Source organism: Salmonella sp. SAL04162, assembly GCF_046551535.1.
Classification (GTDB): domain Bacteria; phylum Pseudomonadota; class Gammaproteobacteria; order Enterobacterales; family Enterobacteriaceae; genus Salmonella; species Salmonella enterica.
In genome coordinates, this window is record NZ_JBGDVX010000023.1 from 1 (window position 1) to 26,513 (window position 26,513).

The 26,513-nt window shown below is 53.9% G+C and carries 31 protein-coding genes and 4 pseudogenes; 23 read left to right on the forward strand and 12 right to left on the reverse strand.

The features are described 5' to 3' along the window. Nucleotides 1–227: hypothetical protein (locus tag ACLJRH_RS25440; protein WP_211989867.1), on the reverse strand; the 227-nt coding region annotated here is incomplete at its 3' end. A gap of 52 nt (nt 228–279) precedes the next feature. Beyond that, complete coding sequence (gene intI1, locus ACLJRH_RS25445) at nt 280–1,293, reverse strand: class 1 integron integrase IntI1 (RefSeq protein WP_000845048.1); 1,014 nt, start codon at nt 1,291–1,293, stop codon at nt 280–282. A 162-nt stretch (nt 1,294–1,455) separates the two neighbouring features. Between intI1 and aac(6')-IIc the strand changes: the two genes are divergently transcribed. The 11 genes and pseudogenes from aac(6')-IIc (at nt 1,456) to ACLJRH_RS25500 (ending at nt 10,702) form a co-directional block, all read left to right on the forward strand. Then, entirely contained in the window at nt 1,456–2,037 is a 582-nt protein-coding gene (aac(6')-IIc, locus tag ACLJRH_RS25450; protein ID WP_012695484.1) for an aminoglycoside N-acetyltransferase AAC(6')-IIc, read from the forward strand. Beyond that, entirely contained in the window at nt 2,034–2,159 is a 126-nt protein-coding gene (locus ACLJRH_RS25455) for a hypothetical protein (RefSeq protein WP_022646489.1), read from the forward strand. Before aac(6')-IIc ends, ACLJRH_RS25455 begins: the two co-directional genes overlap by 4 nt. An 83-nt stretch (nt 2,160–2,242) precedes the next feature. Next, nucleotides 2,243–2,431: pseudogene (locus ACLJRH_RS25460) on the forward strand (erythromycin esterase family protein); the annotation flags it as partial. 93 nt (nt 2,432–2,524) lie between these two features. After that, nucleotides 2,525–3,880, forward strand: coding sequence for an IS1380-like element IS1247 family transposase (locus ACLJRH_RS25465; RefSeq protein ID WP_006473457.1), 1,356 nt, complete (start codon nt 2,525–2,527; stop codon nt 3,878–3,880). 241 nt (nt 3,881–4,121) lie between these two features. Further along, nucleotides 4,122–4,931: an aminoglycoside N-acetyltransferase AAC(3)-IIg gene (aac(3)-IIg, locus tag ACLJRH_RS25470; protein ID WP_012695485.1), complete on the forward strand. Its 810-nt coding sequence runs from the start codon at nt 4,122–4,124 to the stop codon at nt 4,929–4,931. A 127-nt stretch (nt 4,932–5,058) separates the two neighbouring features. Then, a complete protein-coding gene (gene arr, locus ACLJRH_RS25475) occupies nt 5,059–5,472 on the forward strand; it encodes an NAD(+)--rifampin ADP-ribosyltransferase (RefSeq protein ID WP_012695486.1) in 414 nt (137 codons plus the stop codon). A 386-nt stretch (nt 5,473–5,858) separates the two neighbouring features. Next, nucleotides 5,859–6,266, forward strand: a complete 408-nt coding sequence (locus ACLJRH_RS25480; RefSeq protein ID WP_063613390.1) for a YybH family protein — start codon at nt 5,859–5,861, stop codon at nt 6,264–6,266. 86 nt (nt 6,267–6,352) lie between these two features. After that, nucleotides 6,353–7,393 (forward strand): annotated as a pseudogene (gene ere(A), locus ACLJRH_RS25485) (EreA family erythromycin esterase); the annotation flags it as partial. 182 nt (nt 7,394–7,575) lie between these two features. Beyond that, nucleotides 7,576–7,923 (forward strand): quaternary ammonium compound efflux SMR transporter QacE delta 1, encoded by a 348-nt coding sequence (locus tag ACLJRH_RS25490; protein ID WP_000679427.1) that lies wholly within the window; start codon nt 7,576–7,578, stop codon nt 7,921–7,923. Then, nucleotides 7,917–8,756, forward strand: coding sequence for a sulfonamide-resistant dihydropteroate synthase Sul1 (gene sul1, locus ACLJRH_RS25495; protein WP_410958233.1), 840 nt, complete (start codon nt 7,917–7,919; stop codon nt 8,754–8,756). The genes ACLJRH_RS25490 and sul1 (ACLJRH_RS25495) overlap by 7 nt, the downstream gene beginning before the upstream one ends. Before the next feature lie 404 nt (nt 8,757–9,160). After that, entirely contained in the window at nt 9,161–10,702 is a 1,542-nt protein-coding gene (locus ACLJRH_RS25500; RefSeq protein ID WP_000050481.1) for an IS91-like element ISCR1 family transposase, read from the forward strand. A 230-nt stretch (nt 10,703–10,932) separates the two neighbouring features. Here ACLJRH_RS25500 and ACLJRH_RS25505 read toward each other — a convergent pair. From ACLJRH_RS25505 to ACLJRH_RS25520, 4 genes and pseudogenes are all read right to left on the reverse strand, one after another. Further along, a pseudogene (locus ACLJRH_RS25505) lies at nt 10,933–11,391 on the reverse strand (peptide ABC transporter permease); the annotation flags it as partial. Next, complete coding sequence (gene sapB / locus ACLJRH_RS25510) at nt 11,378–12,343, reverse strand: peptide ABC transporter permease SapB (RefSeq protein ID WP_004193276.1); 966 nt, start codon at nt 12,341–12,343, stop codon at nt 11,378–11,380. The gene sapB and the pseudogene ACLJRH_RS25505, both read right to left, overlap by 14 nt. After that, on the reverse strand, nt 12,340–13,983 hold the full coding sequence (gene sapA / locus ACLJRH_RS25515) for an ABC transporter substrate-binding protein SapA (protein ID WP_004193272.1): 1,644 nt from the start codon (nt 13,981–13,983) through the stop codon (nt 12,340–12,342). The genes sapB and sapA overlap by 4 nt, the downstream gene beginning before the upstream one ends. 300 nt (nt 13,984–14,283) lie before the next feature. After that, nucleotides 14,284–14,676 carry a YdeI family stress tolerance OB fold protein gene (locus tag ACLJRH_RS25520; protein ID WP_004193269.1) on the reverse strand — a complete coding sequence of 131 codons (393 nt, stop codon included), beginning with the start codon at nt 14,674–14,676 and terminating at the stop codon, nt 14,284–14,286. A gap of 131 nt (nt 14,677–14,807) precedes the next feature. On the opposite strand from ACLJRH_RS25520, the gene ACLJRH_RS25525 reads away from it, so the two are divergent. The 4 genes from ACLJRH_RS25525 (at nt 14,808) to ACLJRH_RS25540 (ending at nt 17,378) form a co-directional block, all read left to right on the forward strand. Beyond that, complete coding sequence (locus ACLJRH_RS25525) at nt 14,808–15,311, forward strand: hypothetical protein (RefSeq protein ID WP_004193267.1); 504 nt, start codon at nt 14,808–14,810, stop codon at nt 15,309–15,311. Nucleotides 15,312–15,320: 9 nt separating this feature from the next. Further along, nucleotides 15,321–15,767, forward strand: coding sequence for a DUF421 domain-containing protein (locus ACLJRH_RS25530; RefSeq protein WP_004193264.1), 447 nt, complete (start codon nt 15,321–15,323; stop codon nt 15,765–15,767). A 10-nt stretch (nt 15,768–15,777) separates the two neighbouring features. Then, a complete protein-coding gene (locus ACLJRH_RS25535) occupies nt 15,778–16,293 on the forward strand; it encodes a 2-oxo-tetronate isomerase (RefSeq protein ID WP_017900989.1) in 516 nt (171 codons plus the stop codon). A gap of 176 nt (nt 16,294–16,469) precedes the next feature. Further along, nucleotides 16,470–17,378 (forward strand): SDR family oxidoreductase, encoded by a 909-nt coding sequence (locus ACLJRH_RS25540; RefSeq protein WP_004193260.1) that lies wholly within the window; start codon nt 16,470–16,472, stop codon nt 17,376–17,378. 95 nt (nt 17,379–17,473) lie between these two features. Here the strand turns inward: ACLJRH_RS25540 and ACLJRH_RS25545 are convergent, their stop codons facing one another. Together ACLJRH_RS25545 and pspF are read right to left on the reverse strand one after the other, a co-directional pair. Further along, nucleotides 17,474–18,118: a quinolone resistance pentapeptide repeat protein QnrB4 gene (locus tag ACLJRH_RS25545; protein ID WP_017900990.1), complete on the reverse strand. Its 645-nt coding sequence runs from the start codon at nt 18,116–18,118 to the stop codon at nt 17,474–17,476. A gap of 82 nt (nt 18,119–18,200) precedes the next feature. Further along, nucleotides 18,201–19,190 (reverse strand): phage shock protein operon transcriptional activator, encoded by a 990-nt coding sequence (gene pspF, locus ACLJRH_RS25550; protein ID WP_017900991.1) that lies wholly within the window; start codon nt 19,188–19,190, stop codon nt 18,201–18,203. A gap of 155 nt (nt 19,191–19,345) precedes the next feature. Here pspF and pspA point away from each other — a divergent pair, with 155 nt between their 5' ends. The 4 genes from pspA to pspD are packed head-to-tail and all read left to right on the forward strand — an operon-like array spanning nt 19,346 to nt 20,891. Further along, entirely contained in the window at nt 19,346–20,014 is a 669-nt protein-coding gene (gene pspA, locus ACLJRH_RS25555) for a phage shock protein PspA (RefSeq protein ID WP_003020532.1), read from the forward strand. A gap of 54 nt (nt 20,015–20,068) precedes the next feature. Continuing rightward, nucleotides 20,069–20,293 carry an envelope stress response membrane protein PspB gene (gene pspB, locus ACLJRH_RS25560; protein WP_004193245.1) on the forward strand — a complete coding sequence of 75 codons (225 nt, stop codon included), beginning with the start codon at nt 20,069–20,071 and terminating at the stop codon, nt 20,291–20,293. Then, nucleotides 20,293–20,652 (forward strand): envelope stress response membrane protein PspC, encoded by a 360-nt coding sequence (pspC, locus tag ACLJRH_RS25565; protein ID WP_004193243.1) that lies wholly within the window; start codon nt 20,293–20,295, stop codon nt 20,650–20,652. The genes pspB and pspC overlap by 1 nt, the downstream gene beginning before the upstream one ends. An 8-nt stretch (nt 20,653–20,660) precedes the next feature. After that, on the forward strand, nt 20,661–20,891 hold the full coding sequence (pspD, locus tag ACLJRH_RS25570) for a phage shock protein PspD (RefSeq protein WP_004193241.1): 231 nt from the start codon (nt 20,661–20,663) through the stop codon (nt 20,889–20,891). A gap of 188 nt (nt 20,892–21,079) precedes the next feature. On the opposite strand, the pseudogene ACLJRH_RS25575 reads toward pspD, so the two are convergent. The 3 genes and pseudogenes from ACLJRH_RS25575 to ACLJRH_RS25585 all read right to left on the reverse strand — a co-directional run. Then, nucleotides 21,080–21,268: pseudogene (locus tag ACLJRH_RS25575) on the reverse strand (LacI family transcriptional regulator); the annotation flags it as partial. Then, the gene (locus tag ACLJRH_RS25580; protein ID WP_013214003.1) at nt 21,226–22,047 is read right to left on the reverse strand and encodes a hypothetical protein; all 822 of its coding nucleotides are present in this window, start codon (nt 22,045–22,047) and stop codon (nt 21,226–21,228) included. The pseudogene ACLJRH_RS25575 and the gene ACLJRH_RS25580, both read right to left, overlap by 43 nt. Before the next feature lie 194 nt (nt 22,048–22,241). Then, nucleotides 22,242–23,381 (reverse strand): extended-spectrum class C beta-lactamase DHA-1, encoded by a 1,140-nt coding sequence (locus tag ACLJRH_RS25585; protein ID WP_004236386.1) that lies wholly within the window; start codon nt 23,379–23,381, stop codon nt 22,242–22,244. 110 nt (nt 23,382–23,491) lie between these two features. Here ACLJRH_RS25585 and ampR point away from each other — a divergent pair, with 110 nt between their 5' ends. Continuing rightward, nucleotides 23,492–24,367, forward strand: coding sequence for a LysR family transcriptional regulator AmpR (gene ampR, locus ACLJRH_RS25590; RefSeq protein WP_004193231.1), 876 nt, complete (start codon nt 23,492–23,494; stop codon nt 24,365–24,367). Nucleotides 24,368–24,370: 3 nt separating this feature from the next. On the opposite strand, the gene hypA is transcribed toward ampR, so the two are convergent. Next, nucleotides 24,371–24,736: a hydrogenase maturation nickel metallochaperone HypA gene (hypA, locus tag ACLJRH_RS25595; RefSeq protein ID WP_025999322.1), complete on the reverse strand. Its 366-nt coding sequence runs from the start codon at nt 24,734–24,736 to the stop codon at nt 24,371–24,373. Between hypA and ACLJRH_RS25600 the strand changes: the two genes are divergently transcribed. The 3 genes from ACLJRH_RS25600 (at nt 24,629) to ACLJRH_RS25610 (ending at nt 26,425) form a co-directional block, all read left to right on the forward strand. Next, on the forward strand, nt 24,629–24,964 hold the full coding sequence (locus ACLJRH_RS25600) for a DMT family transporter (protein ID WP_052238321.1): 336 nt from the start codon (nt 24,629–24,631) through the stop codon (nt 24,962–24,964). The genes hypA and ACLJRH_RS25600 overlap by 108 nt on opposite strands. Beyond that, entirely contained in the window at nt 24,958–25,797 is an 840-nt protein-coding gene (gene sul1, locus ACLJRH_RS25605; protein ID WP_000259031.1) for a sulfonamide-resistant dihydropteroate synthase Sul1, read from the forward strand. Before ACLJRH_RS25600 ends, sul1 (ACLJRH_RS25605) begins: the two co-directional genes overlap by 7 nt. Nucleotides 25,798–25,924: 127 nt before the next feature. Beyond that, the gene (locus ACLJRH_RS25610; protein WP_000376623.1) at nt 25,925–26,425 is read left to right on the forward strand and encodes a GNAT family N-acetyltransferase; all 501 of its coding nucleotides are present in this window, start codon (nt 25,925–25,927) and stop codon (nt 26,423–26,425) included. Nucleotides 26,426–26,513: the final 88 nt, after the last annotated feature.

Here is a 26,513-nt window from a genome sequence, read left to right on the forward strand (position 1 = left end):
CGGAGCGGCCATTTAGACCCGCCAATAACGACCCGGCCAAGATAAATCGCATGACGGCCTTTTTGGCCGGGGGTAGCTGTCGTTTTCAGAAGACGGCTGCACTGAACGTCAGAAGCCGACTGCACTATAGCAGCGGAGGGGTTGGATCCATCAGGCAACGACGGGCTGCTGCCGGCCATCAGCGGACGCAGGGAGGACTTTCCGCAACCGGCCGTTCGATGCGGCACCGATGGCCTTCGCGCAGGGGTAGTGAATCCGCCAGGATTGACTTGCGCTGCCCTACCTCTCACTAGTGAGGGGCGGCAGCGCATCAAGCGGTGAGCGCACTCCGGCACCGCCAACTTTCAGCACATGCGTGTAAATCATCGTCGTAGAGACGTCGGAATGGCCGAGCAGATCCTGCACGGTTCGAATGTCGTAACCGCTGCGGAGCAAGGCCGTCGCGAACGAGTGGCGGAGGGTGTGCGGTGTGGCGGGCTTCGTGATGCCTGCTTGTTCTACGGCACGTTTGAAGGCGCGCTGAAAGGTCTGGTCATACATGTGATGGCGACGCACGACACCGCTCCGTGGATCGGTCGAATGCGTGTGCTGCGCAAAAACCCAGAACCACGGCCAGGAATGCCCGGCGCGCGGATACTTCCGCTCAAGGGCGTCGGGAAGCGCAACGCCGCTGCGGCCCTCGGCCTGGTCCTTCAGCCACCATGCCCGTGCACGCGACAGCTGCTCGCGCAGGCTGGGTGCCAAGCTCTCGGGTAACATCAAGGCCCGATCCTTGGAGCCCTTGCCCTCCCGCACGATGATCGTGCCGTGATCGAAATCCAGATCCTTGACCCGCAGTTGCAAACCCTCACTGATCCGCATGCCCGTTCCATACAGAAGCTGGGCGAACAAACGATGCTCGCCTTCCAGAAAACCGAGGATGCGAACCACTTCATCCGGGGTCAGCACCACCGGCAAGCGCCGCGACGGCCGAGGTCTTCCGATCTCCTGAAGCCAGGGCAGATCCGTGCACAGCACCTTGCCGTAGAAGAACAGCAAGGCCGCCAATGCCTGACGATGCGTGGAGACCGAAACCTTGCGCTCGTTCGCCAGCCAGGACAGAAATGCCTCGACTTCGCTGCTGCCCAAGGTTGCCGGGTGACGCACACCGTGGAAACGGATGAAGGCACGAACCCAGTGGACATAAGCCTGTTCGGTTCGTAAGCTGTAATGCAAGTAGCGTATGCGCTCACGCAACTGGTCCAGAACCTTGACCGAACGCAGCGGTGGTAACGGCGCAGTGGCGGTTTTCATGGCTTGTTATGACTGTTTTTTTGTACAGTCTATGCCTCGGGCATCCAAGCAGCAAGCGCGTTACGCCGTGGGTCGATGTTTGATGTTATGGAGCAGCAACGATGTTACGCAGCAGGGCAGTCGCCCTAAAACAAAGTTAGGCCCGCACGGAATCAACATCTCATGTCCGCCAACAATGCCGCAATAGTTCTACGAGTCATGGCCGAGAACGATCTGCCAATGCTCCATGCTTGGCTGAACCGCCCCCACATAGTCGAGTGGTGGGGCGGCGAGGATGAACGCCCAACTCTTGACGAAGTCTTAGAACACTATTCGCCCGAAGTTCTGGCAAAGCAAGCTGTAGTGCCTTACATCGCAATGCTAGATGACGAACCCATCGGCTACGCCCAATCCTACATCGCACTTGGAAGTGGCGATGGATGGTGGGAAGACGAAACTGATCCAGGGGTCCGCGGGATTGACCAGTCTTTGGCTAATCCATCACAGTTAAACAAGGGGTTGGGTACAAAGCTCGTACGCTCGCTCGTTGAACTCCTGTTTAGCGACCCGGCCGTAACGAAAATCCAAACCGATCCATCTCCTAGCAACCATCGCGCCATTCGCTGCTACGAGAAGGCCGGGTTCGTTCAAGAAAAAAACATCCTCACACCTGACGGCCCTGCGGTGTACATGGTCCAAACACGCCAGGCGTTCGAAAGCCTGCGCACTGTTCAAAGCTTCAAAATCAAGGGGAAGTGGTCATGAATGGCTGCACCATCTCTACCAACTGGTATCTCGGCGTGTTCTCATCTGCCTTCGCATCTGTCGTCAGCCTAACCGGGCGTTCAACCGGACATCAACGTGCTGCGCACGTTGATGTCGGTTAACTGGGGCGTTATGCTCTGTGAGCCTGGTTATTGGCGAAGCGAAAGTATGACGATTTCAGCAATAAACGCAAAAGGATAAAAAAATGACATGGAGAACGACCAGAACACTTTTACAGCCTCAAAAGCTGGAGTTCAATGAGTTTGAGATTCTTAATCCCGTAGTTGAGGGCGCCCGAATTGTCGGCATTGGCGAGGGTGCTCACTTTGTCGCGGAGTTCTCACTGGCTAGAGCTAGTCTTATTCGCTATTTTGTCGAGAGGCATGATTTTAACCCACATTTCCCAAGTAAGGCGCTGATTTCGCTGTCCTGACCATTATATTTCCTATATAAAACATGGTGTTGAAGGCTGCGAGGGGCGCGTTTCATGGATCACCCAGAGGGTGCGGGCTTGCAACGGGCAGATCGGGTGGATTTCGACCCTCGCGTGCGGCTGGAATTTCGCGGCACGCAGCTCAGTTCCGACGGCGGCCTTCTGGTGATGCGCGAGCTTGATGACGCGCTCGGGTTGTCCGATTTGGCGTCAGCGGCGCTGCGCGATACTCGCTCTGGCAAGAACACGGTCCATCGGCTCGACGGCCTGTTCCGGCAATCAGTCTTTGGGCGGCTGGCCGGATACGAGGATGTCAACGACGCCAACCGTCTCGCCTGCGATCCGGTCATGCGCCAAGTTGTCGGCGGCAGAGCGGTCGATGCACAAGCGGCCTCGGCATCGCAGATGGGACGGTTCGAGACCGAGACGCTGGCTCTGGCCGGGAACCGTGCCGCGCTGGCCGACCTGAACGGGCAATGGATCGACCGGTTCCATGACCGTAACGGGCTGAAGTACATCGTTCTGGACATGGACAGCTCGGTCAGCCCGACCCATGGCGACCAGGAAGGGTCCGCCTGGAATGGCCATTTCGACTGTAGCTGCTATCACCCCAACTTTCTGTTCAACCAGTTCGGGATGCTGGAACGCTGCGCCCTGCGCCATGGCAACGTCCACAGCGCCGATGGCTGGCGTGATGTTCTCGACCCCGTAATTGCGCGCTACGCGGAGCGCGACCTTGGTGGCAGGTTCTTCCGGGCCGATGCTGCCTACGCGATCCCGGCGATCTATGAGCGATTGGAAGAAGCGCGGTTCTTCTACGCCATCCGGCTGCCCGCAAACGCGGTCCTCAAGGACAAGATCGCGCATCGGCTAACGCGCCCTGTCGGGCGGCCGTCACTGACCAAGGTCAAGCGGTTCTTCGAGGAATTCGAGTATCAGGCGGCGTCCTGGGACAAGGAACGCCGGGTGATCGCCAAGATCGAATGGCATCCGGGCGAACTGTTCCCGCGTGTCGGCTTCATCGTCACCAACCTGCCGATGGAGCCGGACTGGGTGGTGCGGTTCTACAACCAGCGCGGCACCGCCGAGCAGCACATCAAAGAGGGCAAATACGCCTTTCGCTGGACGCGGCTGTCGTGCCGGAAGTTCCGCGACAATGAGGTGCGGCTGCAACTGCACGCCCTGGCGTACAACCTGGCCACCTTCTTGCGCTGCATCGAGCTGCCCGAGGCCATGGCCGACTGGTCGTTGACCAGCCTGCAACTGAAGCTGATCAAGATCGGGGCACGTGTGGTCCGTCACGCCCGCACCATCACCTTCCAGCTGGCCGAGGTCGCTGTCACCGGCACGATGGTACGCGCCATCCTCGCCGCTATCCGCCGATTGCGAGCGCCACCGCTATGCGCATGATCGCGATCCACGCTCAAACTGAACGAAAGCGGCTGGACAGATCTGTCCGCTGCGCTGAAAAACGCCGCCCCTGGGCAAGGAAACAGCGGCTTCGCGGTCTGATCCGTCCAGATCCAGCAGTCTGCGCGACCGCAGGTGCCGCTTGCGGCAGAAAATCCTTGTCTAGCGCTCGGATACAGGCTATCTTCACCTCAAACGACACGCCACTTGGGGAATGCAGGATATAGAGGATGGCAGCGGAATGAACACAAGGGAAACAATTGCGGCGGACCTTTCACGGCTGGGTGTCCAATCCGGCGCTCTCGTCATGGTTCACGCATCGCTGAAGGCGATCGGCCCCGTCGATGGAGGCGCAGCATCGATAGTGTCTGCCCTGCTCGATGCCGTCGGCCCCACTGGAAGCTTGATGGGATACGCCTCGTGGGACCGGTCGCCTTACGAAGAAACGCTCAATGGCGCACGGATGGATGCGGAACTGCGCCACCGATGGCCGCCGTTCGATCCAGCCATATCAGGCACGTATCGCGGCTTCGGCCTGCTCAACCGGTTCCTCCTCCAGACACCCGGCGCCCGGCGCAGCGCGCACCCGGATGCCTCGATGGTCGCGGTAGGGCCTCTGGCCGGCACTCTGACGCGGCCTCACGAACTTGGGCAGGCTTTCGGACCTGGATCGCCGCTGGAGCGTTTCGTCGAGCGTGCCGGAAAGGTTCTGTTGCTCGGAGCCCCGCTCGATTCCGTTACCGTCCTGCACTACGCCGAGGCCATTGCCCGCATCCCGAACAAGCGACGCGTGAGCTACGAAATGCCGATCCGCAGCGAGGACGGCGGAGTGAGATGGAAACGCGCCGAGGATTTCGACTCCAACGGCATTCTCGATTGTTTCGCTATCGAAGGAGAGCCGGACGCCGTCGAGACAATTACCAATGCCTATGTGGAGCTGCGACGCCATCGGGAGGGCTTGGTCGGTCAGGCGCACTGCTACTTGTTCGAAGCGCGGGATATCGTTTCGTTCGGTGTCGACTATCTTCAACGGCACTTTGGCTCGCCCTGATCCGACGCATGGCATGCGGGATGCTCGCCCGCACCCTATCAACGACTATGTATCCAGGGTGCGCCCCGCCGAAAATACGGGCCCCGCGACACTGTGAACAGAAGCGCTTAACATCAAGGGGGACTCTATGTCTGCTACCGCAACCATGTTTGCCCAGTCGTTCTTCCATGGAACCAAAGCCGCTCTTGCACCCGGTGATCTGATCGCCGTCGGTTATCGATCGAATTTCACAGACGCGAAATCCCTGTCGTGGGTGTATTTTACAGGCACGCTCGATGCGGCGATCTGGGGCGCCGAATTGGCGGGTGGCAGCGGAACGGAACGAATTTATGTCGTCGAACCGACCGGCGCCATCGAGGAGGATCCGAACCTGACGGATAAGAAGTTCCCGGGTAACCCGACCCTGTCTTATCGCTCCCGCGATCCATTGCGCGTAATTGCTGAAGTGACGAAGTGGCAAGCACACACGGCCCAGCGGCTGCGGGAAATGAAGGAGGGCCTGGCGCGTCTGAACGCAGAAGGTGCCGAGATCATCGATTAACGTCGCCTGCCGGCAGTGCCATCATGGCGCATGGAACCGACTGTAGCCGATGACCGCACTGGTCTTTATTCGCGTCGCGGATGCCACAAATTGCTTAGCCCACTCGCCGCCTGGGGCCGATTTTCGCCCCTCGCCTTGAAGGGATTCCGAGTAGAATCCCGTGGCCATTGTTAATTAAGCAAGCGCGTTAATTAACAAATATGATCTCCGCATCGCAACCGTACCTCTCGGTCAGGTTAAACGTGTCCAGGCTGGCAAGCACTTCGGCGCTTTGCCAGTTCATGCTGGCAATCGTGCCTACGCAATGATGGGCGGCATCGTCGTGGGAACGGCGCTGACGATTCTCTTCCTACGGGCCCTCTATGTCGCCTGGTTCTGGATCCCGCGTGAAGTCGAGCAAACTGATTAATATGCACGACTTCGATCAGTTGGTGCCGTTAATTTCACCAAATGCGATATTCTGGTTCAATGACGGATCATTTTGTGGACTGAAGCAGATACGGCAAGCCTTTGAGGAAACCTGGAAAAAATTTCCTCTTGAAAATTATTGGTTAGAAAACCTGGAGTGGGTTGCCCAGTCGAAAGATTGTGCCGGATGCACCTATCACTTCCGGTGGAGGGCAATTTTAAATGGTAGCGCTCTGGAAGGCGGTGGGCGAGGAACAACTATCCTTCGTAGAGAAGCGAATGTCTGGAAGATCACTCACGAACATCTGAGCCAGTTCCCTAAACAAGACCCCAAGGGCCGACAGCTGCCGAGTAGATCGCTCGGATTGCGCCAAAAGCGGTCATGAGAGAAATGCCGCGACCTCAATGGTCGCGGCTGGCAGTTATGCAACGTCCTGTAACTGGGCCTCTCCATTGTGGAGGAAGCATGCTTAATGCGATTGGTTTGGAATGTGGGGCGATTCAGGCATCCCGGCTATCTGAATGGCTCAACTCAACAGCCGGTGCTCATGAACTTGAGCGATTTTCGGATACCCTGACCTTTTCTTTGTATGGCTCAGTGCTGATTTGGGTTAAATCATATCTACGCGAATCAGGAAGAAAACTGCAGTTAGTCGGAATCGATTTACCCAACACCTTGAATCCAAGGGACGACCTAGCGCAATTGGCCGAAATTATCCAGGTCATCGACCACCTCATGAAACCCCACGTTGATGCGCTGACTCAGTTGTTGACGTCCATTGATGGCCAGTCGGCGGTTATTTCATCGGCAAAATGGGGGGAGTTGGAAACGGCTCAGCAGGAGAAAGCTATCTCAGGGGTAACCAGATTGAAGCTCCGTTTGGCGTCGCTTGCCCCTGTCCTGAAAAATCACGTCAACAGCGATTTTTTCCGAAAAGCCTCTGATCGAATAGAGTCGATAGAGTATACGTTGGAAACCTTGCGTGTAATGAAAGCTTTCTTCGATGGTACCTCTCTTGAGGGAGATACTTCCGTACGTGACTCGTATATGGCGGGCGTGGTGGATGGAATGGTTCGAGCGAATCCGGATGTAAGGATAATTCTGCTGGCGCACAACAATCATTTACAAAAAACTCCAGTTTCCTTTTCAGGCGAGCTTACGGCTGTTCCCATGGGACAGCATCTCGCAGAGAGGGAGGAGGGGGATTACCGTGCGATTGCATTCACCCATCTTGGACTCACCGTGCCGGAAATGCATTTCCCATCGCCCGACAGTCCTCTTGGATTCTCTGTTGTGACCACGCCTGCCGATGCAATCCGTGAGGATAGTGTGGAACAGTATGTCATCGATGCCTGTGGTAAGGAGGATTCATGCCTGACATTGACAGATGACCCCATGGAAGCAAAGCGAATGCGGTCCCAAAGCGCCTCTGTAGAAACGAATTTGAGCGAGGCATTTGATGCCATCGTCTGCGTTCCCAGCGCCGGCAAGGACAGCCTGGTTGCCCTATAGGAAACCAGAAATGAAATGAAGGAGCATAACCTGCCAATCCACCGGACGGTTTTCAACCGCCGGTGATCAGCGCGTTAGATGCACTAAGCACATAATTGCTCACAGCCAAACTATCAGGTCAAGTCTGCTTTTATTATTTTTAAGCGTGCATAATAAGCCCTACACAAATTGGGAGATATATCATGAAAGGCTGGCTTTTTCTTGTTATCGCAATAGTTGGCGAAGTAATCGCAACATCCGCATTAAAATCTAGCGAGGGCTTTACTAAGCTTGCCCCTTCCGCCGTTGTCATAATCGGTTATGGCATCGCATTTTATTTTCTTTCTCTGGTTCTGAAATCCATCCCTGTCGGTGTTGCTTATGCAGTCTGGTCGGGACTCGGCGTCGTCATAATTACAGCCATTGCCTGGTTGCTTCATGGGCAAAAGCTTGATGCGTGGGGCTTTGTAGGTATGGGGCTCATAATTGCTGCCTTTTTGCTCGCCCGATCCCCATCGTGGAAGTCGCTGCGGAGGCCGACGCCATGGTGACGGTGTTCGGCATTCTGAATCTCACCGAGGACTCCTTCTTCGATGAGAGCCGGCGGCTAGACCCCGCCGGCGCTGTCACCGCGGCGATCGAAATGCTGCGAGTCGGATCAGACGTCGTGGATGTCGGACCGGCCGCCAGCCATCCGGACGCGAGGGCTGTATCGCCGGCCGATGAGATCAGACGTATTGCGCCGCTCTTAGACGCCCTGTCCGATCAGATGCACCGTGTTTCAATCGACAGCTTCCAACCGGAAACCCAGCGCTATGCGCTCAAGCGCGGCGTGGGCTACCTGAACGATATCCAAGGATTTCCTGACCCTGCGCTCTATCCCGATATTGCTGAGGCGGACTGCAGGCTGGTGGTTATGCACTCAGCGCAGCGGGATGGCATCGCCACCCGCACCGGTCACCTTCGACCCGAAGACGCGCTCGACGAGATTGTGCGGTTCTTCGAGGCGCGGGTTTCCGCCTTGCGACGGAGCGGGGTCGCTGCCGACCGGCTCATCCTCGATCCGGGGATGGGATTTTTCTTGAGCCCCGCACCGGAAACATCGCTGCACGTGCTGTCGAACCTTCAAAAGCTGAAGTCGGCGTTGGGGCTTCCGCTATTGGTCTCGGTGTCGCGGAAATCCTTCTTGGGCGCCACCGTTGGCCTTCCTGTAAAGGATCTGGGTCCAGCGAGCCTTGCGGCGGAACTTCACGCGATCGGCAATGGCGCTGACTACGTCCGCACCCACGCGCCTGGAGATCTGCGAAGCGCAATCACCTTCTCGGAAACCCTCGCGAAATTTCGCAGTCGCGACGCCAGAGACCGAGGGTTAGATCATGCCTAGCATTCACCTTCCGGCCGCCCGCTAAATATCTCCTTTTGGGTTGTTAATAAAACATCCAATAAGTTGACTGTGCGTGAAAAAGAAAGTTTTGTGTGATGGCGTTGAAGATCGCACCGTTAAGCTCTTATGTGGGATGGTGCAGAGCTCGACGACTACCGATAAAACGCAACCGCCGCAAACAGACAAGAAAAAGCCCCAACTGATAACAGTTGGGGCTTCAGTATTGTGATTGGTGGAGCAATAGCACCCTGAACCCAAAACCTTCTCGCTCAACCGGTAGTGGCTGATAACAACTCGTGAGGGCTATTGCGGGTTAAGCATTTAGCGATGTCTAGGGCCAGACTGGACGTCTGAACGCAAGCCGCTGATACTGTACATAACCACAGTATCAGCGGAGGATACCCATGTCGCTGGCAAGGAACGCCACGGCGAGTCAATCGCCCACTCAAACAAACGGTTACGAACGCCACCAACCCGACCAGACGCTGCTCTACCAGCTGGTTGAGCAGCACTACCCAGCCTTCAAAGCCTCACTCGAAGCCCAAGGTCAACACCTGCCTCGCTACATCCAACAAGAATTCAACGACCTCCTCCAATGTGGCCGTCTGGAGTATGGTTTCATGCGGGTTCGCTGCGAGGATTGTCATCACGAGCGTCTGGTCGCCTTCAGCTGTAAACGACGCGGCTTTTGCCCTAGCTGCGGTGCCCGCCGGATGGCCGAGAGTGCGGCGCTGCTGATAGACGAAGTCTTCCCCAAGGAGCCCATTCGCCAGTGGGTGCTCAGCTTTCCTTTCCAGCTACGCTTTTTGCTGGCTCGCCATCCCCAGCTGATGGGCCAGGTCTTGAGTATCGTCTATCGTACACTCTCAACTCATCTGATCAAAAAAGCCGGTTACACCAAAGCCTCTGCACAAACTGGCTCAGTGACTCTTATCCAACGCTTTGGCTCCGCGCTAAATCTCAATGTCCACTACCACATGCTGTTTCTCGATGGTGTCTATGCCGAAGATGACTATGGCAAGCAACGCTTCCATCGTGTCAAGGCACCCACTTACGATGAGCTGAATACGCTCGCTCACACCCTCAGCCATCGCATCGCTCGCTGCATGGAAAAGCGTGGGATTTTGGAGCGTGATGCCGAGAATACGTGGTTGACACTGGAAGAGGGCGAAGACGATACGCTGACTCAATTACATGGTGCTTCGGTTACGTATCGCATTGCCGTCGGCCCCCAGCAAGGGCGCAAAGTCTTCACCCTGCAAACCTTGCCAGGGCGTGAGGATAAAGCCGACTCAAGCAGTCGAGTAGCCAACCATGCTGGTTTCTCGCTACACGCCGGTGTGATGGCCGAAGCGCATCAGCGGGATAAGCTTGAGCGCTTGTGTCGCTACATTAGTCGGCCAGCGGTTTCAGAAAAACGTCTGGCATTAACCGCCAATGGGCAGGTGCGTTACGAGCTCAAAACTCCGTACCGCAATGGCACCACCCATGTGATCTTCGAGCCGCTGGACTTCATCGCCAAACTCGCTGCGTTGGTACCTAAGCCGCGAGTCAACCTCACACGCTTCCACGGCGTCTTTGCACCGAACAGCAAACACCGAGTTCAAGTAACACCCGCCAAGCGGGGCAAGAAGCCCGACAAATCGGAAGGTCTCGATACTAACTGGCGTGACAAGAGTCCTGCAGAGCGCCACCGCGCCATGACCTGGATGCAACGCCTCAAGCGAGTCTTCAATATTGATATTGAAGTCTGCGAACACTGCGGCGGTCACGTCAAAGTGATTGCCAGCATCGAAGATCCGAAGGTCATTGAGCAGATTCTCAAGCATCTGAAACAGAAAACAGCCAAGGCGAATGCCGCCAAGCAGCGTGAGCTGCCACCAGAACGAGCGCCGCCACTGACTCCCAGCCTGTTCGATCCATCACAGAGTCGTCTCTTTGACTGACGACCCCAAATCCAACACTGCTCAACACTGCCAACTTTTAAACGGGGCGGTGGGGCAGTTTGTATCTCTCGAGCTATCAGGCTAGAGATTTTACCGCCAAATCGAACCTTATTAGAGCGGTTTAGGCTGGACCGGCAGTTAAAATTGGGGCTTGAGCGGTAAACGAGTGAGGGAATTTCAGGTAAGATACTTCGGATGAGGAGCAAAAAGGTGGTTTATACTTCCTATACCCAAGCCACCACAATAATCGCCAGCAACAGTGAAGGGATCGACAGCAGGGTGTCCAGAATGTGATTCAGCACCGCGGAGCGCAAACCGTGTGTTGCCCCGGCAACCACGCCAAGCAATAAGCCACACAACGTGGCGGCAAGGGTGACGACAAACGCACCGCCCACGGTCGGGGCCGCACCGCTAAGCAGGCGGCTTAAAACATCACGCCCCAGGTCATCAGTCCCGAGGAAGAAAGAGACTTCGCCATAGCGTGACCATGACGGCGGCAAAAGCTGGTAGCCAAGAAACTGCTGGTCGATGCCATAAGGCGCGAACCAACCACCAAAAATACACAGAATTGCCAGTCCAGCACAGCCATACAGGCCGATCATTGCGGTTGCATCGCCGTAAAAATTGCGCCATGCGGTGCGCAGCGTACCAGGCGGGCGCTTTTCGCTGTAGACGCTATCGTAAGGCATACCATTCCTTATGTTTCAGAGGGTTAGCCATAGCACCCAAAATATCAGAGATCACGTTAACAATGATAACCAGTGAGCCAATCACCATCACACCCGCCGAAATCGCCGCGTAATCCTGCTGGCGAATCGCGTTAATCAGCCAACGGCCAAGACCTGGCCAGCTAAAGACCATCTCGGTGATCATCGCCAGCGTCAGCATGGTGGAAAACTGTAACCCCAGGCGCGGGATAACCGGTGGGAGAGCGTTGTGCAGTACGTGACGGCGTAAAATCGTTAACCGTGACAGACCACGAGTCGCCGCCGCTTTGACATAGTTTTGATCAAAGACCTCAATAGTGCTGATACGCATCAGACGAATAACTTCCGTCGTCGGTGCCACGGAGAGCGTTAACACCGGAAGCACCATATGGCGGATGGCACTGACCAGCATTTCATCGCGCCAGGGCGAGTCGGAGATCCAGGCGTCAATAATGGCAAACCCGGTTACGGGTTTTACTTCATAAAGCAGATCAAAACGCCCTGATACGGGTAACCAGCCGAGGGTTAGTGAGAATAGCAACGTCAGCAGCAGCGCCAGCCAAAAAACCGGAATAGAGAAGCCCATCAGAGCCAATGCGCTGATGCAACGATCCTGCCATTTATTACGCGTTATGCCCGCCAACATGCCGATGGGGATCCCGACCATTAGTGCAAAACCAAATGCCAGAATGCACAGTTCCATTGTTGCCGGGAACACCTCTTTCAGTTGTTCTGAGATCAACTGGCCGTTAATACTGGACACACCAAAATCCCAGTGAATCAGGCCATTGAACCAGAATACCCAAGCGTTCCACAGCGATGCGCCCTGTAACGGCGCATGGGGGGTGAAATAACTCAGACTGAAGCCAATAAAGGTCAGGAAGAACAAAGTGACCAGCAATAATAAAAATCGGCGTAGGGTGAAGATAATCATGGTTTTTTCACCTCGTCAGCCTTTTCCCTGGAAACCCCGGCAAAAGAAGCGTTGCCGAACGGACTGAGCACCAGCCCTTTGATGTCATAGCGGTAAGCCTGCAAACGGAGCGAAGAGGCCAGAGGCAGGATCGGCAACTCGCGCGCAAGAATATTTTGCGCTTCGTCGTAGGCATCAATTCGCGAGGAGAGTTGTTGCGAAGAGAGGGCTTTGCGCAAAATGCTGTCAAACTCGGGATTGCACCAGTGGGCAAAATTGGTCTGCGAGTTAATGGCGGCACAGCTAAGCATCGGTCGGAAAAAGCTGTCAGGATCGTTACTGTCAGTTGCCCAACCGGACAACGTCAGATCATGGTTCATATCCATTAATCGCGCCTCCTGAAAACGGCCCTCTACCGGGATGATCTTCACTTTCACACCCACCTGAGCCATATCAGCCTGAATCAGCTCTGCGGTTTTCAGCGGACTGGGGTTCCAGGCCTGAGAGCTGGTAGGTACCCAGAGTTGTAACGTCAGGTTTTCCAGCCCCAGCGCTTTTAACTGCTCGCGCGATTTTGCCGGGTTGTACTCGGTAATTTTAGCTTCGTTGTCATAAGCCCACGAGGCGCGAGGCAAAATAGATGCCGCGGTTTCCGCCGTACCGTAGTAAATAGATTGCATTAACCGTTGGTTGTTAATGGCCAGCGCTAGCGCATGTCGTACGGCAGGGTTGTTCAACGGCGGTTTATCCGTGTTGAACGCCAGATAGGCGATATTCATCCCCGGACGCAGCGTCAGGCGCAGCCGCGGGTCATCACGCAGTATGCTGAGCTGGCTGGCGGCAGGCCATGCCAGGACGTCGCACTCGCCGGTCAGTAATTTCGATAAGCGTCCGGTCCCGCCAGAGCCGAGATCCACCACGACCTGCGGCATCAAGGGGGTACCACGCCAGAATTTTTCATGCCGTTGTAGGCGAATATATTGGCCTGCACGATTTTCTGAAAGTTGGTACGGGCCTGTGCCGACGGGTTGTCTGTCGAGTAATTCCTGGCGATCCTGTTTTGCTAATTTGGCGGCATATTCGGCCGACATCACAGAGGCATAATGTGTGGCAAGGTGCCACAAGAAGGAGGCGTCGGGTTGATTTAAGCGAAATTCAACGGTGTTGTTGTCCAGTTTACGCACGCTTTGGACGTTATCGGCGAACTGCAGGCTATCAAAATAAGGAAAACTGCTACCATTGACATTATGCCACGGATGCTGGCGATCAAAGATGCGCTCGAAGGTAAATACCACATCGTCCGCATTTAGTTTGCGGGTGGGCGTGAACCAGGCAGTCTTTTGAAACGGAACATCGCGTCGTAAATGGAAGCGGTAGGTTGCGCCGTTATCTAATACTTCCCAGCTTTCAGCCAGTTCTGGCACCAGGCGATAGGTGTAGGGATCGACATCAAGCAGTCGGTCATACAATTGGGCCGCTAATGTGTCTACGATGAGACCGCTGCTTGCTTTTTGTGGATTGAACGTATTGACCTGCCCGCTAACGCAATAGACAAAGCCACTGTCACGAATATCAGCGTACGAGGCCTGCTCAGGCGCAGCTGCAGCCTGACCACTCAGAAATCCAGCCATCACGATCAGAGATGATAAAACCAGGCGCATAATTTTAAAGGGTTATATATAAAGAAGCTATCTTACTAATACTTAATGACATTTGCCATTACCGTTTGTTTTTGGGGCAGTGGGGTTGATAACCGCGAATTCGACATCGCGTACTGGTCAAAATTCATACCCGCTATCCACTTTGCATATACTCTTGTAGCTATCTTAGCATTTTCATGGCCCCTCTGACTCGCTTAAACGCTGGATTTGCTGCCAGAGAGATTATGTGAGGTGTCTGACGGGGAAAATGAATCTGTTGTGTGGGAGGCGGGAAGAGTGAATTTCTTCCCGGCTGAGGTATTACTTCTGGATTTTATTAACGCGCACCACCGGCGGTTGCATTTTAGCGTCAAGGCTACCGTTAATGCTGATCATTTGATCGGGTTTTATCGTTCGGCCATCAAAGACCGCAAGCGGGATTAGCGTATTGATACTGCCGGTTTTGTCACGGAAGATAAACTTATCTCCTCCCTGATCCTCAATGAGATTACCTCGTAAAGAGATGGTCGCACCGTCATGCATGGTTTTAGCTTGTTCGACGGTCATGATTCTTGCATTTTCAGTGCCGCGATAGCCTTCATCCAGTGCATGGGCAGGTGGCGGGGCGGTATCTTTTTTCAATCCGCCATTATCATCGGCAAACGCTGATGGCAATAAAAAACAGAACAGTAAGGGGGCGAACGATATTTTCATAGAGCCTCCATTGAAATTGATTTGACTTATTAAGTTTGGTAGCTATTTATTAATCTGGCGAGTGGGATAAGTCTCAAATTGTAATTTTTCAATAAAACAACGGCTTGGTGTTATATAAGCGAGGCGGGGAGATGAACAGAGAGAAAACCCATTTTCAAGGAGTAAAAGAGAGCCTGCGTTTTCTGAATTTTGAATCTGGCTTTCACAAGATTGGTTTTATCTGTTTGCTCTGCATTGTTTTTCTTGCTTCGGTGGGAGCGTTTTCCGGCGGATATTTAAGTGAGGTGACGAGAAAAAACACCTTAAAGACAACAGGGTTACAGTACGAAAGGTTTGGGCGCTTGCAAACGGAATTTAAATTTAAAATCTCTGCACAAAAGTATGATTCTGTGAACAAGACGTTGCGCATTGGCGGCGATTTCAACAAATTTTATGAAATGGAAAATATTTGGCCGCAGCCAGACAGCATGTACAGCAAGGGGAACGATCTTTACCTCGTCTACAATGATTCTGAAGCAATGCAGAACTTTACTATCTGGCTGCGGGTTACGCCCGTGAAGCCAGGAAGCGTAAAGAGTTTTCTCCAGCTAAATGGCGAACCTGAAATCCGCTTCAGACAATTTATTTATCCCTAGGAGGTGAGTATGGAGATGGTCTTCCGGGCATCCGCCATTTACCTTATTTTGCTGGTGGTTTTCAAAATAGCAGGTCGCCGGGCATTATTACAAATGACCAGCTTCGATCTGATTTTATTACTGATTATCAGTGAAGCAACTCAACAAGCCTTGTTGGGTAATGATTTTTCGATAACCGGCGCCATGATCACGATTGTCACTCTGGTTACTATTGATATTCTGTTCGGTTTCATTAAAAAAAAGGTGGGTGGGGCCGAATCCGTGCTGGATGGTTCCCCGGTTATCCTGCTTGATCACGGGATCCCTTTATTAGATAAAATGAAGAAAGTGGATGTCTCTCTTGAAGATATATTAGTCGCTGCGCGACAAAATCAGGGGATTACCGAATCAAGTAAAATCAAGTATGCCATTCTGGAACGCAACGGACATATTTCTGTCATTCCTGAAGAGAATTAGCGAGGCGGTAATGAATACGGAGTACAATGACGCAAAAACAGTCAATGAACTGACAAAACGGCTTGCAAACACGCTCATTGATAGCGATTTAACGTTGACCACCGCAGAATCCTGTACAGGAGGAAAGCTGGCCGCGGCGCTTTGCGCACAGGCGGATACCGCAGAATTTTATGATATCGGCGTTATAACCTTTAGCGATCGCGCCAAGCAGAAAATGCTCGACGTGCGGGCCAGTACGCTGAAGAAATATAGCGCCGTTAGTGAGCAAACGGTCAGTGAGATGTCTGTAGGAATACGTCAGCAAGCCGAAACCGATATCAGTATAGCCATCAGCGGATATGCAGGGCCGGAGGGTGGGGAGGATGGTACTCCCGCAGGAACCGTGTGGTTTGCGTGGAATTTCCGCGGACAGATAATAACAAAACGTGAGTGTTTTTCCGGGGATTGCCAGGACGTCATTGAAAAGGCGGTACGTTTTAGCCTGGCGGTATTGATTGAAGAAGTGTCAGCCTGGAAGAACAAATAAATAAACCAGGACTTATCCTAGGAAATATTTCAATGCTATGTGAAGTTATCGTCGTGAGAGCCAGGTTAATATTAGGAGAAAATTAAGTGGTAGGTAAATTATAAAGACCATGTCATTCATTTTGTTCTACGCTTATTAGTCTTTGCGATGAATGATGACTCACGAGAGGTGATTGAATGACTGACCTAAATAAAGGAAAACAGACCACCAATAAAACTAATTCAGAGCGTTTTCCGCAGCCGCCTTTTCCACATCAAAAACAACCTTTTCCGGGGCTCGCCGGAAAAATGCAACCGCGCCCCGATCATGGCGAACAAAGCTATCAGGGAAGCGGCAGGTTAAATGGTCGCAAGGTATTAATTACCGGTGGTGATTCAGGTATTGGGCGTGCTGTTGCCATTGCCTATGCCCGCGAAGGCGCCGATGTCGCGATTAATTATTTACCTGAAGAAGAGGACGATGCTCGTGAGGTTGTTGAGTTGATAAAAAAAGCTGGGAGAAAAGTTGCGGCGATTCCCGGCGATATTCGTGACGAAACTTTTTGTAACCATCTGGTAAAACAGGCGGTAGACGCGCTGGGAGGGTTGGATATCCTGGTGAATAACGCAGGCCGTCAGCAATTTTGTGAATCGATCGAAGACCTCACCACAGAAGAATTTGATGCGACATTCAAGACCAATGTCTACGCCATGTTTTGGATCACCAAGGCGGCTATTCCCCATTTCTCCCGAGACAGCGTGATTATTAACACCTCATCGGTACAGGCTTATGAGCCGAGTGAGATCCTGCTTGATTATGCTCAGACCAAGGCGGCGATAGTGGCATTTACTAAATCGCTGGCGAAGCAACTGGCCCCTAAAGGGATCCGTGTAAATGCTGTCGCGCCTGGGCCGTACTGGACGGTATTGCAGTGCTGCGGCGGCCAACCACAGGAAAAAATTGAGAAATTTGGTGCAAATGCGCCGCTTGGTCGCCCTGGCCAACCGGTAGAAATTGCTCCGCTGTATGTCACTTTAGCGGCTGAAGAGAACAGCTATACATCCGGTCAGGTATGGTGTTCTGACGGGGGGACCGGAACCCTCTGACGTTTATGCCCCCGAAGTCGAAACGTCTGAGGGGGAAAGCCAGCCCGGACAATATTGTATAAGGGCAGGGGGCGGCATATACCGCTCCCTGAACATTAACCCATGACAGCGATACCAAGACGTTCCAGGAGCAACGATGCCTGGTAGCTGTCCAGTTTGACGCCTTGCAAATCAACCCCGCGGATATCTAAATCGCCCAGTTCCGAATTGGTCAAATCACAGTGCGTAACGTTTGCTGCTCGCCAGTCGAAGGATGAAAACTCGCCGCCAGAGAGGTCTGATCCACTGAACGTTGCGCCCAGCACCTGAGTACCCATCCAGCGGTTTTCCCACAGCTCGCACTTTTCCAGTACGACTTTTGAAAAGTTGGCGTAGCTTAAGTTGGTATTGGTGATATAGGCGCTACAAAACCAGGTGCGGGTGGTGATCATATTCATAAAACTTGCGCCGCGAAAATCTGACCCTTGTGCCCGGCAGTGGCGAATTTCGATTCCCAGCGCATTGATATTCCTGAAATCAGCCATGGAGAGATCACAACTTTTGAAAATGGCATCTTTCAGGTTAGCGCGACTAAAATTACATCCTTTCTGACTTTCTCGATCATAAAACTGGCAGCCAATAAATTCAGTGCCGCTAAGGTCGGCACCCGAAAAATCACAGTTGAAAAATGTGCTATTTTCAACTTTTTCACCGGTGAACCTGTTTCTGTCAATTTTTTCGCCAACTAACGCCAGAGTCATCATGATTAACCTGTTTTTTTATACAGTGATTGCAACATGGTAAACTGTTTTAACTCTCGCGTCCAACGTCTGCCCCTGCACGCTAAATTTGGTGTTTCTTCAGTAATGCGCGGAGTTGATGGTAGGTCAGACCTAATAATTCAGCGGCTTTTTTCTGATTAAATTTCGCCTGCTGTAAGCTGGTTTGCAAAAATTCCTTCTCCTGCTGCTGTTGGAATTCACGCAGATCCAGCGGTAGGGTTACTGATGTATGTCTGGTTTCTTGCGCCAGCGGCGGTGCGGCGTGACGCCTGAACGGGTCAATCACAATCTCATTCAGTGGGTAATCGCTGGTCCCGTGTCGGTATACCGAACGCTCCACGACGTTTTTCAGTTCACGAATATTGCCCGGCCAACGGTAGTGGAGGAGCGTTTCTTTGGCCTCATCGGTGAACCCAGGAAACAACGGTAACCCGATCTCACGGCACATCTGAATGGCAAAATGTTCAGCCATTAACATGATATCGCTTTGACGTTCGCGTAACGGGGGAAGTTGCACCACGTCAAAGGCCAGACGATCCAGCAGGTCGGCGCGGAACGTGCCTTCACTCACCATGCGTGGCAGGTCGGCGTTGGTTGCGCAAACCAGTCTTACATTGACCTGCAGAGGTTGGCTACCGCCTACGCGTTCCAGCTCTCCGTACTCAATAACGCGCAGCAGTTTTTCCTGTACCAGCATCGGGGCGGTTGCCAGTTCATCAAGAAACAGTGTGCCGCCATCGGCGCGCTCGAACCGACCTGGGTGACGTTTCTGCGCGCCGGTAAAGGCGCCCGCTTCGTGCCCAAAGAGTTCGGAATCAAGTAAATTTTCGTTGAGCGCGGCGCAGTTAAGTGAAATAAACGGGCCTTGCCAACGGGTTGAGAGGTAGTGCAGGCGGTTGGCGATAAGCTCTTTCCCTGTTCCTCGTTCCCCAATGACCAGCACAGGTTTATCCAGCGGCGCGAGACGAGAAACCTGCTCCAGCACTTCAATAAAGCTGTTCGCTTCGCCCAGCAGATTATCTTTGTATCCTGCCATGATGAAATTCACCATTTGTTAGTGTTATTCACCAATTTACCCTATTTATCCCGACAGGTAAAATTAGTTATTTTCAAATATTTCAATGAATTAAAAAGTTGGCATGCGAAGTGCATTAGAACAGCAGCAGGGCATTGCCCGATATCAGAACAGTAAGTGAGGATTACATTATGGGTATTTTTTCTCGTTTTGCCGACATCGTGAACGCCAACATTAATGCGTTGCTGGAAAAGGCTGAAGATCCGCAGAAGCTGGTGCGGTTGATGATCCAGGAAATGGAAGACACGCTGGTTGAGGTGCGCTCCAACTCCGCACGCGCGCTGGCAGAAAAGAAACAGTTATCGCGTCGTATTGAACAGGCCAGCGCCCAACAGGCAGAGTGGCAGGAAAAAGCAGAGCTGGCGCTGCGTAAAGAAAAAGAAGATTTGGCGCGTTCTGCGTTAATCGAAAAGCAGAAACTGACTGACCTGATTGCCTCCCTGGAGCATGAGGTGACGCTGGTTGACGATACGCTGGCGCGTATGAAAAAAGAGATCGGTGAACTGGAAAACAAACTCAGTGAAACCCGTGCTCGTCAGCAGGCATTGATGTTGCGCCATCAGGCGGCGAGTTCTTCCCGTGATGTTCGTCGTCAACTGGACAGCGGCAAACTGGATGAAGCGATGGCTCGCTTTGAATCTTTTGAGCGTCGTATCGATCAAATGGAAGCTGAAGCTGAAAGCCATAACTTCGGTAAGCAGAAGTCTTTGGATCAGCAATTTGCTGACCTGAAAGCAGATGATGAAATCAGCGAGCAGTTGGCGCAATTGAAAGCCAAAATGCAGCAAGACAAGCAATAATAATATCTGGCGGTGCCCGAACGCGCCGCCGCTCATCACCTGTAAGGAGTACTCATGAGCGCGCTATTTCTGGCCATCCCGTTAACCATCTTTGTGCTGTTCGTCTTACCGATTTGGCTCTGGCTGCATTACAGCAATCGTTCCAGTCGCGGCGAGCTGGCGCAAAGTGAACAACAGCGTCTGGTAGAACTTAACCAGGACGCACAGCGGATGCGTGAGCGCATTCAAGCGCTGGAAGACATCCTTGATGCTGAACATCCAAACTGGAGGGACCGCTAATGGGGGGCGTTAATCTGAATAAAAAACTGTGGCGTATACCGCAGCAGGGCATGGTGAAAGGGGTTTGCGCGGGTATTGCGCATTATCTCGATGTTCCTGTGAAACTGGTGCGGATCCTGGTGGTGCTGTCCATCTTTTTTGGTCTGGCCTTTTTCACCTTTGTCGCCTACATCGTACTGACGTTTGTGTTGGATCCGATGCCAGACAACGTGGTTTCCGGAGAACAGCAGCCATCAAGCGGTGAGCTATTGGATGCTGTCGATCGTGAACTGGCTGCAAGTGAAAAGCGTTTGCGTGAGATGGAGCGTTATGTAACGTCTGATACTTTTACATTACGCAGCCGCTTCCGCCAATTGTGAGGTTAGAAATGAATAATCGCTGGCAACGTGCCGGGCAAAGGGTTAAGCCGGGCATTAAAATAGCAGGTAAGCTGGTGCTACTGACTGCGCTGCGCTATGGCCCGGCTGGGGTAGCAGGGTGGGCGGTGAAGTCCGTGGCCCGACGTCCGCTAAAAATGTTGCTGGCGTTAGTATTGGAACCTTTGTTGAGCCGGGCAGCGACAAAATTGTCGAAACGCTATTCAGGTAATCAACCCTGATATCCGAAACAACAAAAGCAAGCAACATTTAGTCAACATTCCCCCAGTTAATTTGCGGCAGAGTAGTCTCTTGTGTCATGGGATCGCTACCAATAGAAATGAAGGTGAAAGCGACAGACTCCATTATGCAGGTATCGGTGTGAATTACGCATTCTAAAATGCACTGGGGCATTGTTATGCCCCAGTTTTTATACCAGTGAGTCGGCTAACGATATTTGTGTACCCACGGTGATATTTTGTAAACCTTTCTCACCGGCAATCAGGCTAAATAATAAATTACAGCTTTGTTCGCCGAGCTGCTGGGTTGGGACATCAATGCCTCCCGGCACGGGCGTCAGCATAAATGACAACAGTTCATTACAGTGACGGTATACGGCACCGGCTTGCCGTCACGGGTCATAGACAGACGCGATTCCAGATTTTTGACATCAGCGGGGGCATTGAAGGTCAGGCCGATAATGGCGTGTTTTTTCATCGGATCTTGCGGATCCTGATAGAACTCCGCCCGGCCGCCGCGATAATAAAACTCAGGGGTGGTAAAGGTTTTTTGTTTCTCTGTTAACGCCACCTGCGGAGCCAGCAGTGTTTTGGCATCCATATCGACGGTGTAGGTTTTCCCCATCGGGAAGGTTTTTTTCGCCGTGAATACCAGCTTACGGTCATTACGCCACTGCCACTCACCTTCCATTGCGGGGGTCAGGGTAATACCGGCGGTGACCGGTTTACCGATCAGCGTTACCGGTGCGGCAGAGCGGGAGAATGTCACCACCACAATCTGCGCTGAATTATCATCACGGTTATAATTAACCGCCGAAGGGCGCTGCACAGACGCGGAAATATCCTGCACCACCAGCGGCGCAACATCCACCGGCTTCGGTTTGTTCTGATACCAGTGCCAGGTGTAATAACTGCCCGCTGCCACCGCAGCAGTCAGTAATAATAAGGCAGATATGGTTTTCGGATAGCGGTTGCCCCCCCGCTCCAGCCGGGCAAGCTGATTACCGGCAAAGGTCACCCAGCCCGGCACCGCCCAGCGGATCCGTCCGGTGAACGGGCGCAGCAGAAAACCCAGCAGAGTAAAGAGATAAACAAGACTGCGAGCCGCCAGACGCAGCAAAATAAAAGGTAAGCGGAGGATAAAACGCAGAACGTCCATGACAACATTTTCCTCTGTGTGTTGAGACTGACATCAGTTTGCCGCAGCACACAGTGAAATCCGGTTCAGCCGGAAGCTGTCAGTGCCCGATACTCTCATCCTCCATAAAACAGCCCATAAAGCAAATTATTGCATAAGGAATAATCTTAAATTACGGCCCCGGCGTATCCGCAGGGGCCTGTTCAGGAAAAAAATTATTCCAGTGCACTCAAAATAGCCTGTGCAGCTTTGACTCTTTCGGTATTCGGGTAGTTTTTATTCGCCAGAATCACAATCGCCACCTGTTTTTCCGGAATAAAGGCGACATAGGCGCCGAAACCAGTTGTTGCGCCCGTTTTATGCACCCAGGAAGCACGGTTATACGGCTGAACCTGGTTGTCTGTTACCGGATGCGGCTGCAATGCGACCTCGTTGGTCACACCGTTAATGATCATATCTTTCTGCTGCGGCCAGTCATACATTTCCCAGCCCAGCCCCTGGTTAATCGCGGCGGTTTTATAGTAGCGGGTCTGGGCGAGATACATTGCCATTTCCAGATCCGCATTACCGGCCCGTGACGGCTCCATATTCATTTCCGCCCAGCGCAGCATATCTTTTGAGGCGGATTTCACGCCGTAAGATTCCGCATCAAGCTGTCCCGGCGACACGCGGACCGGTTTTTTGTTTTTATAACCGTACGCATACTGGCTTTGCGCACTTTCCGGCACAGTAATAAAGGTGTGAGATAACCCCAGCGGTGCCAGGATCCGTGCAGTCAGCAACTGCTCATACGGCATCCCCGCCGCGTTTGCGGTCAGAGCACCAAACAGGCCGATACTGCTGTTTGCATACAGACGCATATCGCCCGGTTTCCGGGACGGCTGCCACTGCTGATAGAAATTCAGCAGATCCGCACGGCTTTTTACCGCATCCGGCACCTGTAACGGCAGTCCGCCTGCGGTATAGGTAGCCAGATCCAGCAATGTGATCCCCTTCCACTGCGGCAGAGCCAGCTCCGGCTGGTATTTTGCCGCCGGATCATTCAGCGCCATCTCTTTTTTCGCCACAGAAACCGCACCCAGCACACCTGTGAAAGTTTTACTTACAGATCCGAGCTCAAATAGTGTATTTTCAGTGACCGGCTGTTTTGCCTGAATATCGGCAAAACCATAATTGAAATAATAGGGCTTACCCTTTACGGAGACGGCAACCGCCATCCCGGGAATATCCTGCTGTGCCATCAGCGGTTTAATGGTGCTGTCCACCACCGCCGCGACATTATCAGCGGCAGAAAACCCCGGGGCGGAAAACGCCAGCAGAGCGGAAATCAGTGTTGCAGATAACGATTTTTTCATCAGAATTAACCTTCCGTGTGTGAGTAACGGCGGCAAGTATCGTCAGATTCACCGGACAGAACAAACGGTTATTTATAACAAGAGCCTAAAGAAAAACTTACAGGTGGATTATGGTCAGACGTTATCTCCCCCTTAACCCGCTGCGCGCCTTTGAGGCCGCCGCCCGTCATCTCAGTTTTACCCGCGCGGCGATTGAGCTGAATGTCACCCATGCCGCCGTCAGCCAGCAGGTCAGGGCGCTGGAAGAACAACTCGGCTGTGTGCTGTTTACCCGCGTCTCGCGCGGGCTGGTGCTGACCCATGAAGGTGAGGGATTACTGCCGGTGCTCAATGAGGCGTTTGACCGGATTGCGGATACTCTGGAGTGTTTTTCTCACGGGCAGTTCCGTGAGCGGGTGAAAGTCGGTGCGGTGGGAACATTTGCCGCAGGCTGGCTGCTGCCGCGTCTGGCCGGATTCTATGACAGCCATCCGCATATTGATCTGCATATCTCCACCCATAACAATCATGTGGACCCGGCGGCGGAAGGGCATGATTATACGATCCGTTTCGGTAACGGCGCGTGGCATGAGTCAGATGCGGAACTGATTTTCAGTGCACCACACGCTCCGCTGTGCTCACCGGCCATTGCAGAACAGTTACAGCAGCCGGATGATGTTCACCGCTTTACCCTGCTGCGCTCATTCCGCCGGGATGAATGGAGCCGCTGGCTGGATTGTGCGGGCGGCACACCGCCTTCCCCGTCACAGCCGGTAATGGTGTTCGATACCTCACTGGCCATGGCCGAGGCGGCACAACTGGGTGCCGGGGTAGCGATCGCACCGGTATGTATGTTCAGCCGCCTGTTACAGTCAGGCGCACTGGTACAGCCGTTTGCCGCAGAAATCACCCTCGGCGGCTACTGGCTGACGCGGTTACAGTCCCGTACGGAAACCCCGGCCATGCAGCAATTCGCCCGCTGGCTGCTGAATACGGCGGCGGCGTAAAACTCACTCACCTTCCAGGCTTTTTACCCGCAAATCATCACCTTCACTGATGCGCAGCCGTTCACTGCCGCAGTGCGGACAGCATCCGGCGTGCTGCATGATTTCGGCCTCACGGCTGCAATCCCAGCACCATGCCTGTGCCGGGATAACATCAATATGCAGTGTGCAGCCCTGCGCCACGGTATCACGGCAGGCGATATCAAAACAGAAATGCAGTGCACTCTCCTCAACATCCGCCAGTGCGCCGACTTCCAGCCAGACATCCGTTACCCGCGCAATGCCGTGCTGTTCAGCCTGTTCGCGGATAATGTCCGCCGCACCGAGGGCTTTACTAAGCTTGCCCCTTCCGCCGTTGTCATAATCGGTTATGGCATCGCATTTTATTTTCTTTCTCTGGTTCTGAAATCCATCCCTGTCGGTGTTGCTTATGCAGTCTGGTCGGGACTCGGCGTCGTCATAATTACAGCCATTGCCTGGTTGCTTCATGGGCAAAAGCTTGATGCGTGGGGCTTTGTAGGTATGGGGCTCATAATTGCTGCCTTTTTGCTCGCCCGATCCCCATCGTGGAAGTCGCTGCGGAGGCCGACGCCATGGTGACGGTGTTCGGCATTCTGAATCTCACCGAGGACTCCTTCTTCGATGAGAGCCGGCGGCTAGACCCCGCCGGCGCTGTCACCGCGGCGATCGAAATGCTGCGAGTCGGATCAGACGTCGTGGATGTCGGACCGGCCGCCAGCCATCCGGACGCGAGGCCTGTATCGCCGGCCGATGAGATCAGACGTATTGCGCCGCTCTTAGACGCCCTGTCCGATCAGATGCACCGTGTTTCAATCGACAGCTTCCAACCGGAAACCCAGCGCTATGCGCTCAAGCGCGGCGTGGGCTACCTGAACGATATCCAAGGATTTCCTGACCCTGCGCTCTATCCCGATATTGCTGAGGCGGACTGCAGGCTGGTGGTTATGCACTCAGCGCAGCGGGATGGCATCGCCACCCGCACCGGTCACCTTCGACCCGAAGACGCGCTCGACGAGATTGTGCGGTTCTTCGAGGCGCGGGTTTCCGCCTTGCGACGGAGCGGGGTCGCTGCCGACCGGCTCATCCTCGATCCGGGGATGGGATTTTTCTTGAGCCCCGCACCGGAAACATCGCTGCACGTGCTGTCGAACCTTCAAAAGCTGAAGTCGGCGTTGGGGCTTCCGCTATTGGTCTCGGTGTCGCGGAAATCCTTCTTGGGCGCCACCGTTGGCCTTCCTGTAAAGGATCTGGGTCCAGCGAGCCTTGCGGCGGAACTTCACGCGATCGGCAATGGCGCTGACTACGTCCGCACCCACGCGCCTGGAGATCTGCGAAGCGCAATCACCTTCTCGGAAACCCTCGCGAAATTTCGCAGTCGCGACGCCAGAGACCGAGGGTTAGATCATGCCTAGCATTCACCTTCCGGCCGCCCGCTAGCGGACCCTGGTCAGGTTCCGCGAAGGTGGGCGCAGACATGCTGGGCTCGTCAGGATCAAACTGCACTATGAGGCGGCGGTTCATACCGCGCCAGGGGAGCGAATGGACAGCGAGGAGCCTCCGAACGTTCGGGTCGCCTGCTCGGGTGATATCGACGAGGTTGTGCGGCTGATGCACGACGCTGCGGCGTGGATGTCCGCCAAGGGAACGCCCGCCTGGGACGTCGCGCGGATCGACCGGACATTCGCGGAGACCTTCGTCCTGAGATCCGAGCTCCTAGTCGCGAGTTGCAGCGACGGCATCGTCGGCTGTTGCACCTTGTCGGCCGAGGATCCCGAGTTCTGGCCCGACGCCCTCAAGGGGGAGGCCGCATATCTGCACAAGCTCGCGGTGCGACGGACACATGCGGGCCGGGGTGTCAGCTCCGCGCTGATCGAGGCTTGCCGCCATGCCGCGCGAACGCAGGGGTGCGCCAAGCTGCGGCTCGACTGCCACCCGAACCTGCGTGGCCTATACGAGCGGCTCGGATTCACCCACGTCGACACTTTCAATCCCGGCTGGGATCCAACCTTCATCGCAGAACGCCTAGAACTCGAAATCTAACGTCCGTTCGGGGGCACTGTTGCAAATAGTCGGTGGTGATAAACTTATCATCCCCTTTTGCTGATGGAGCTGCACATGAACCCATTCA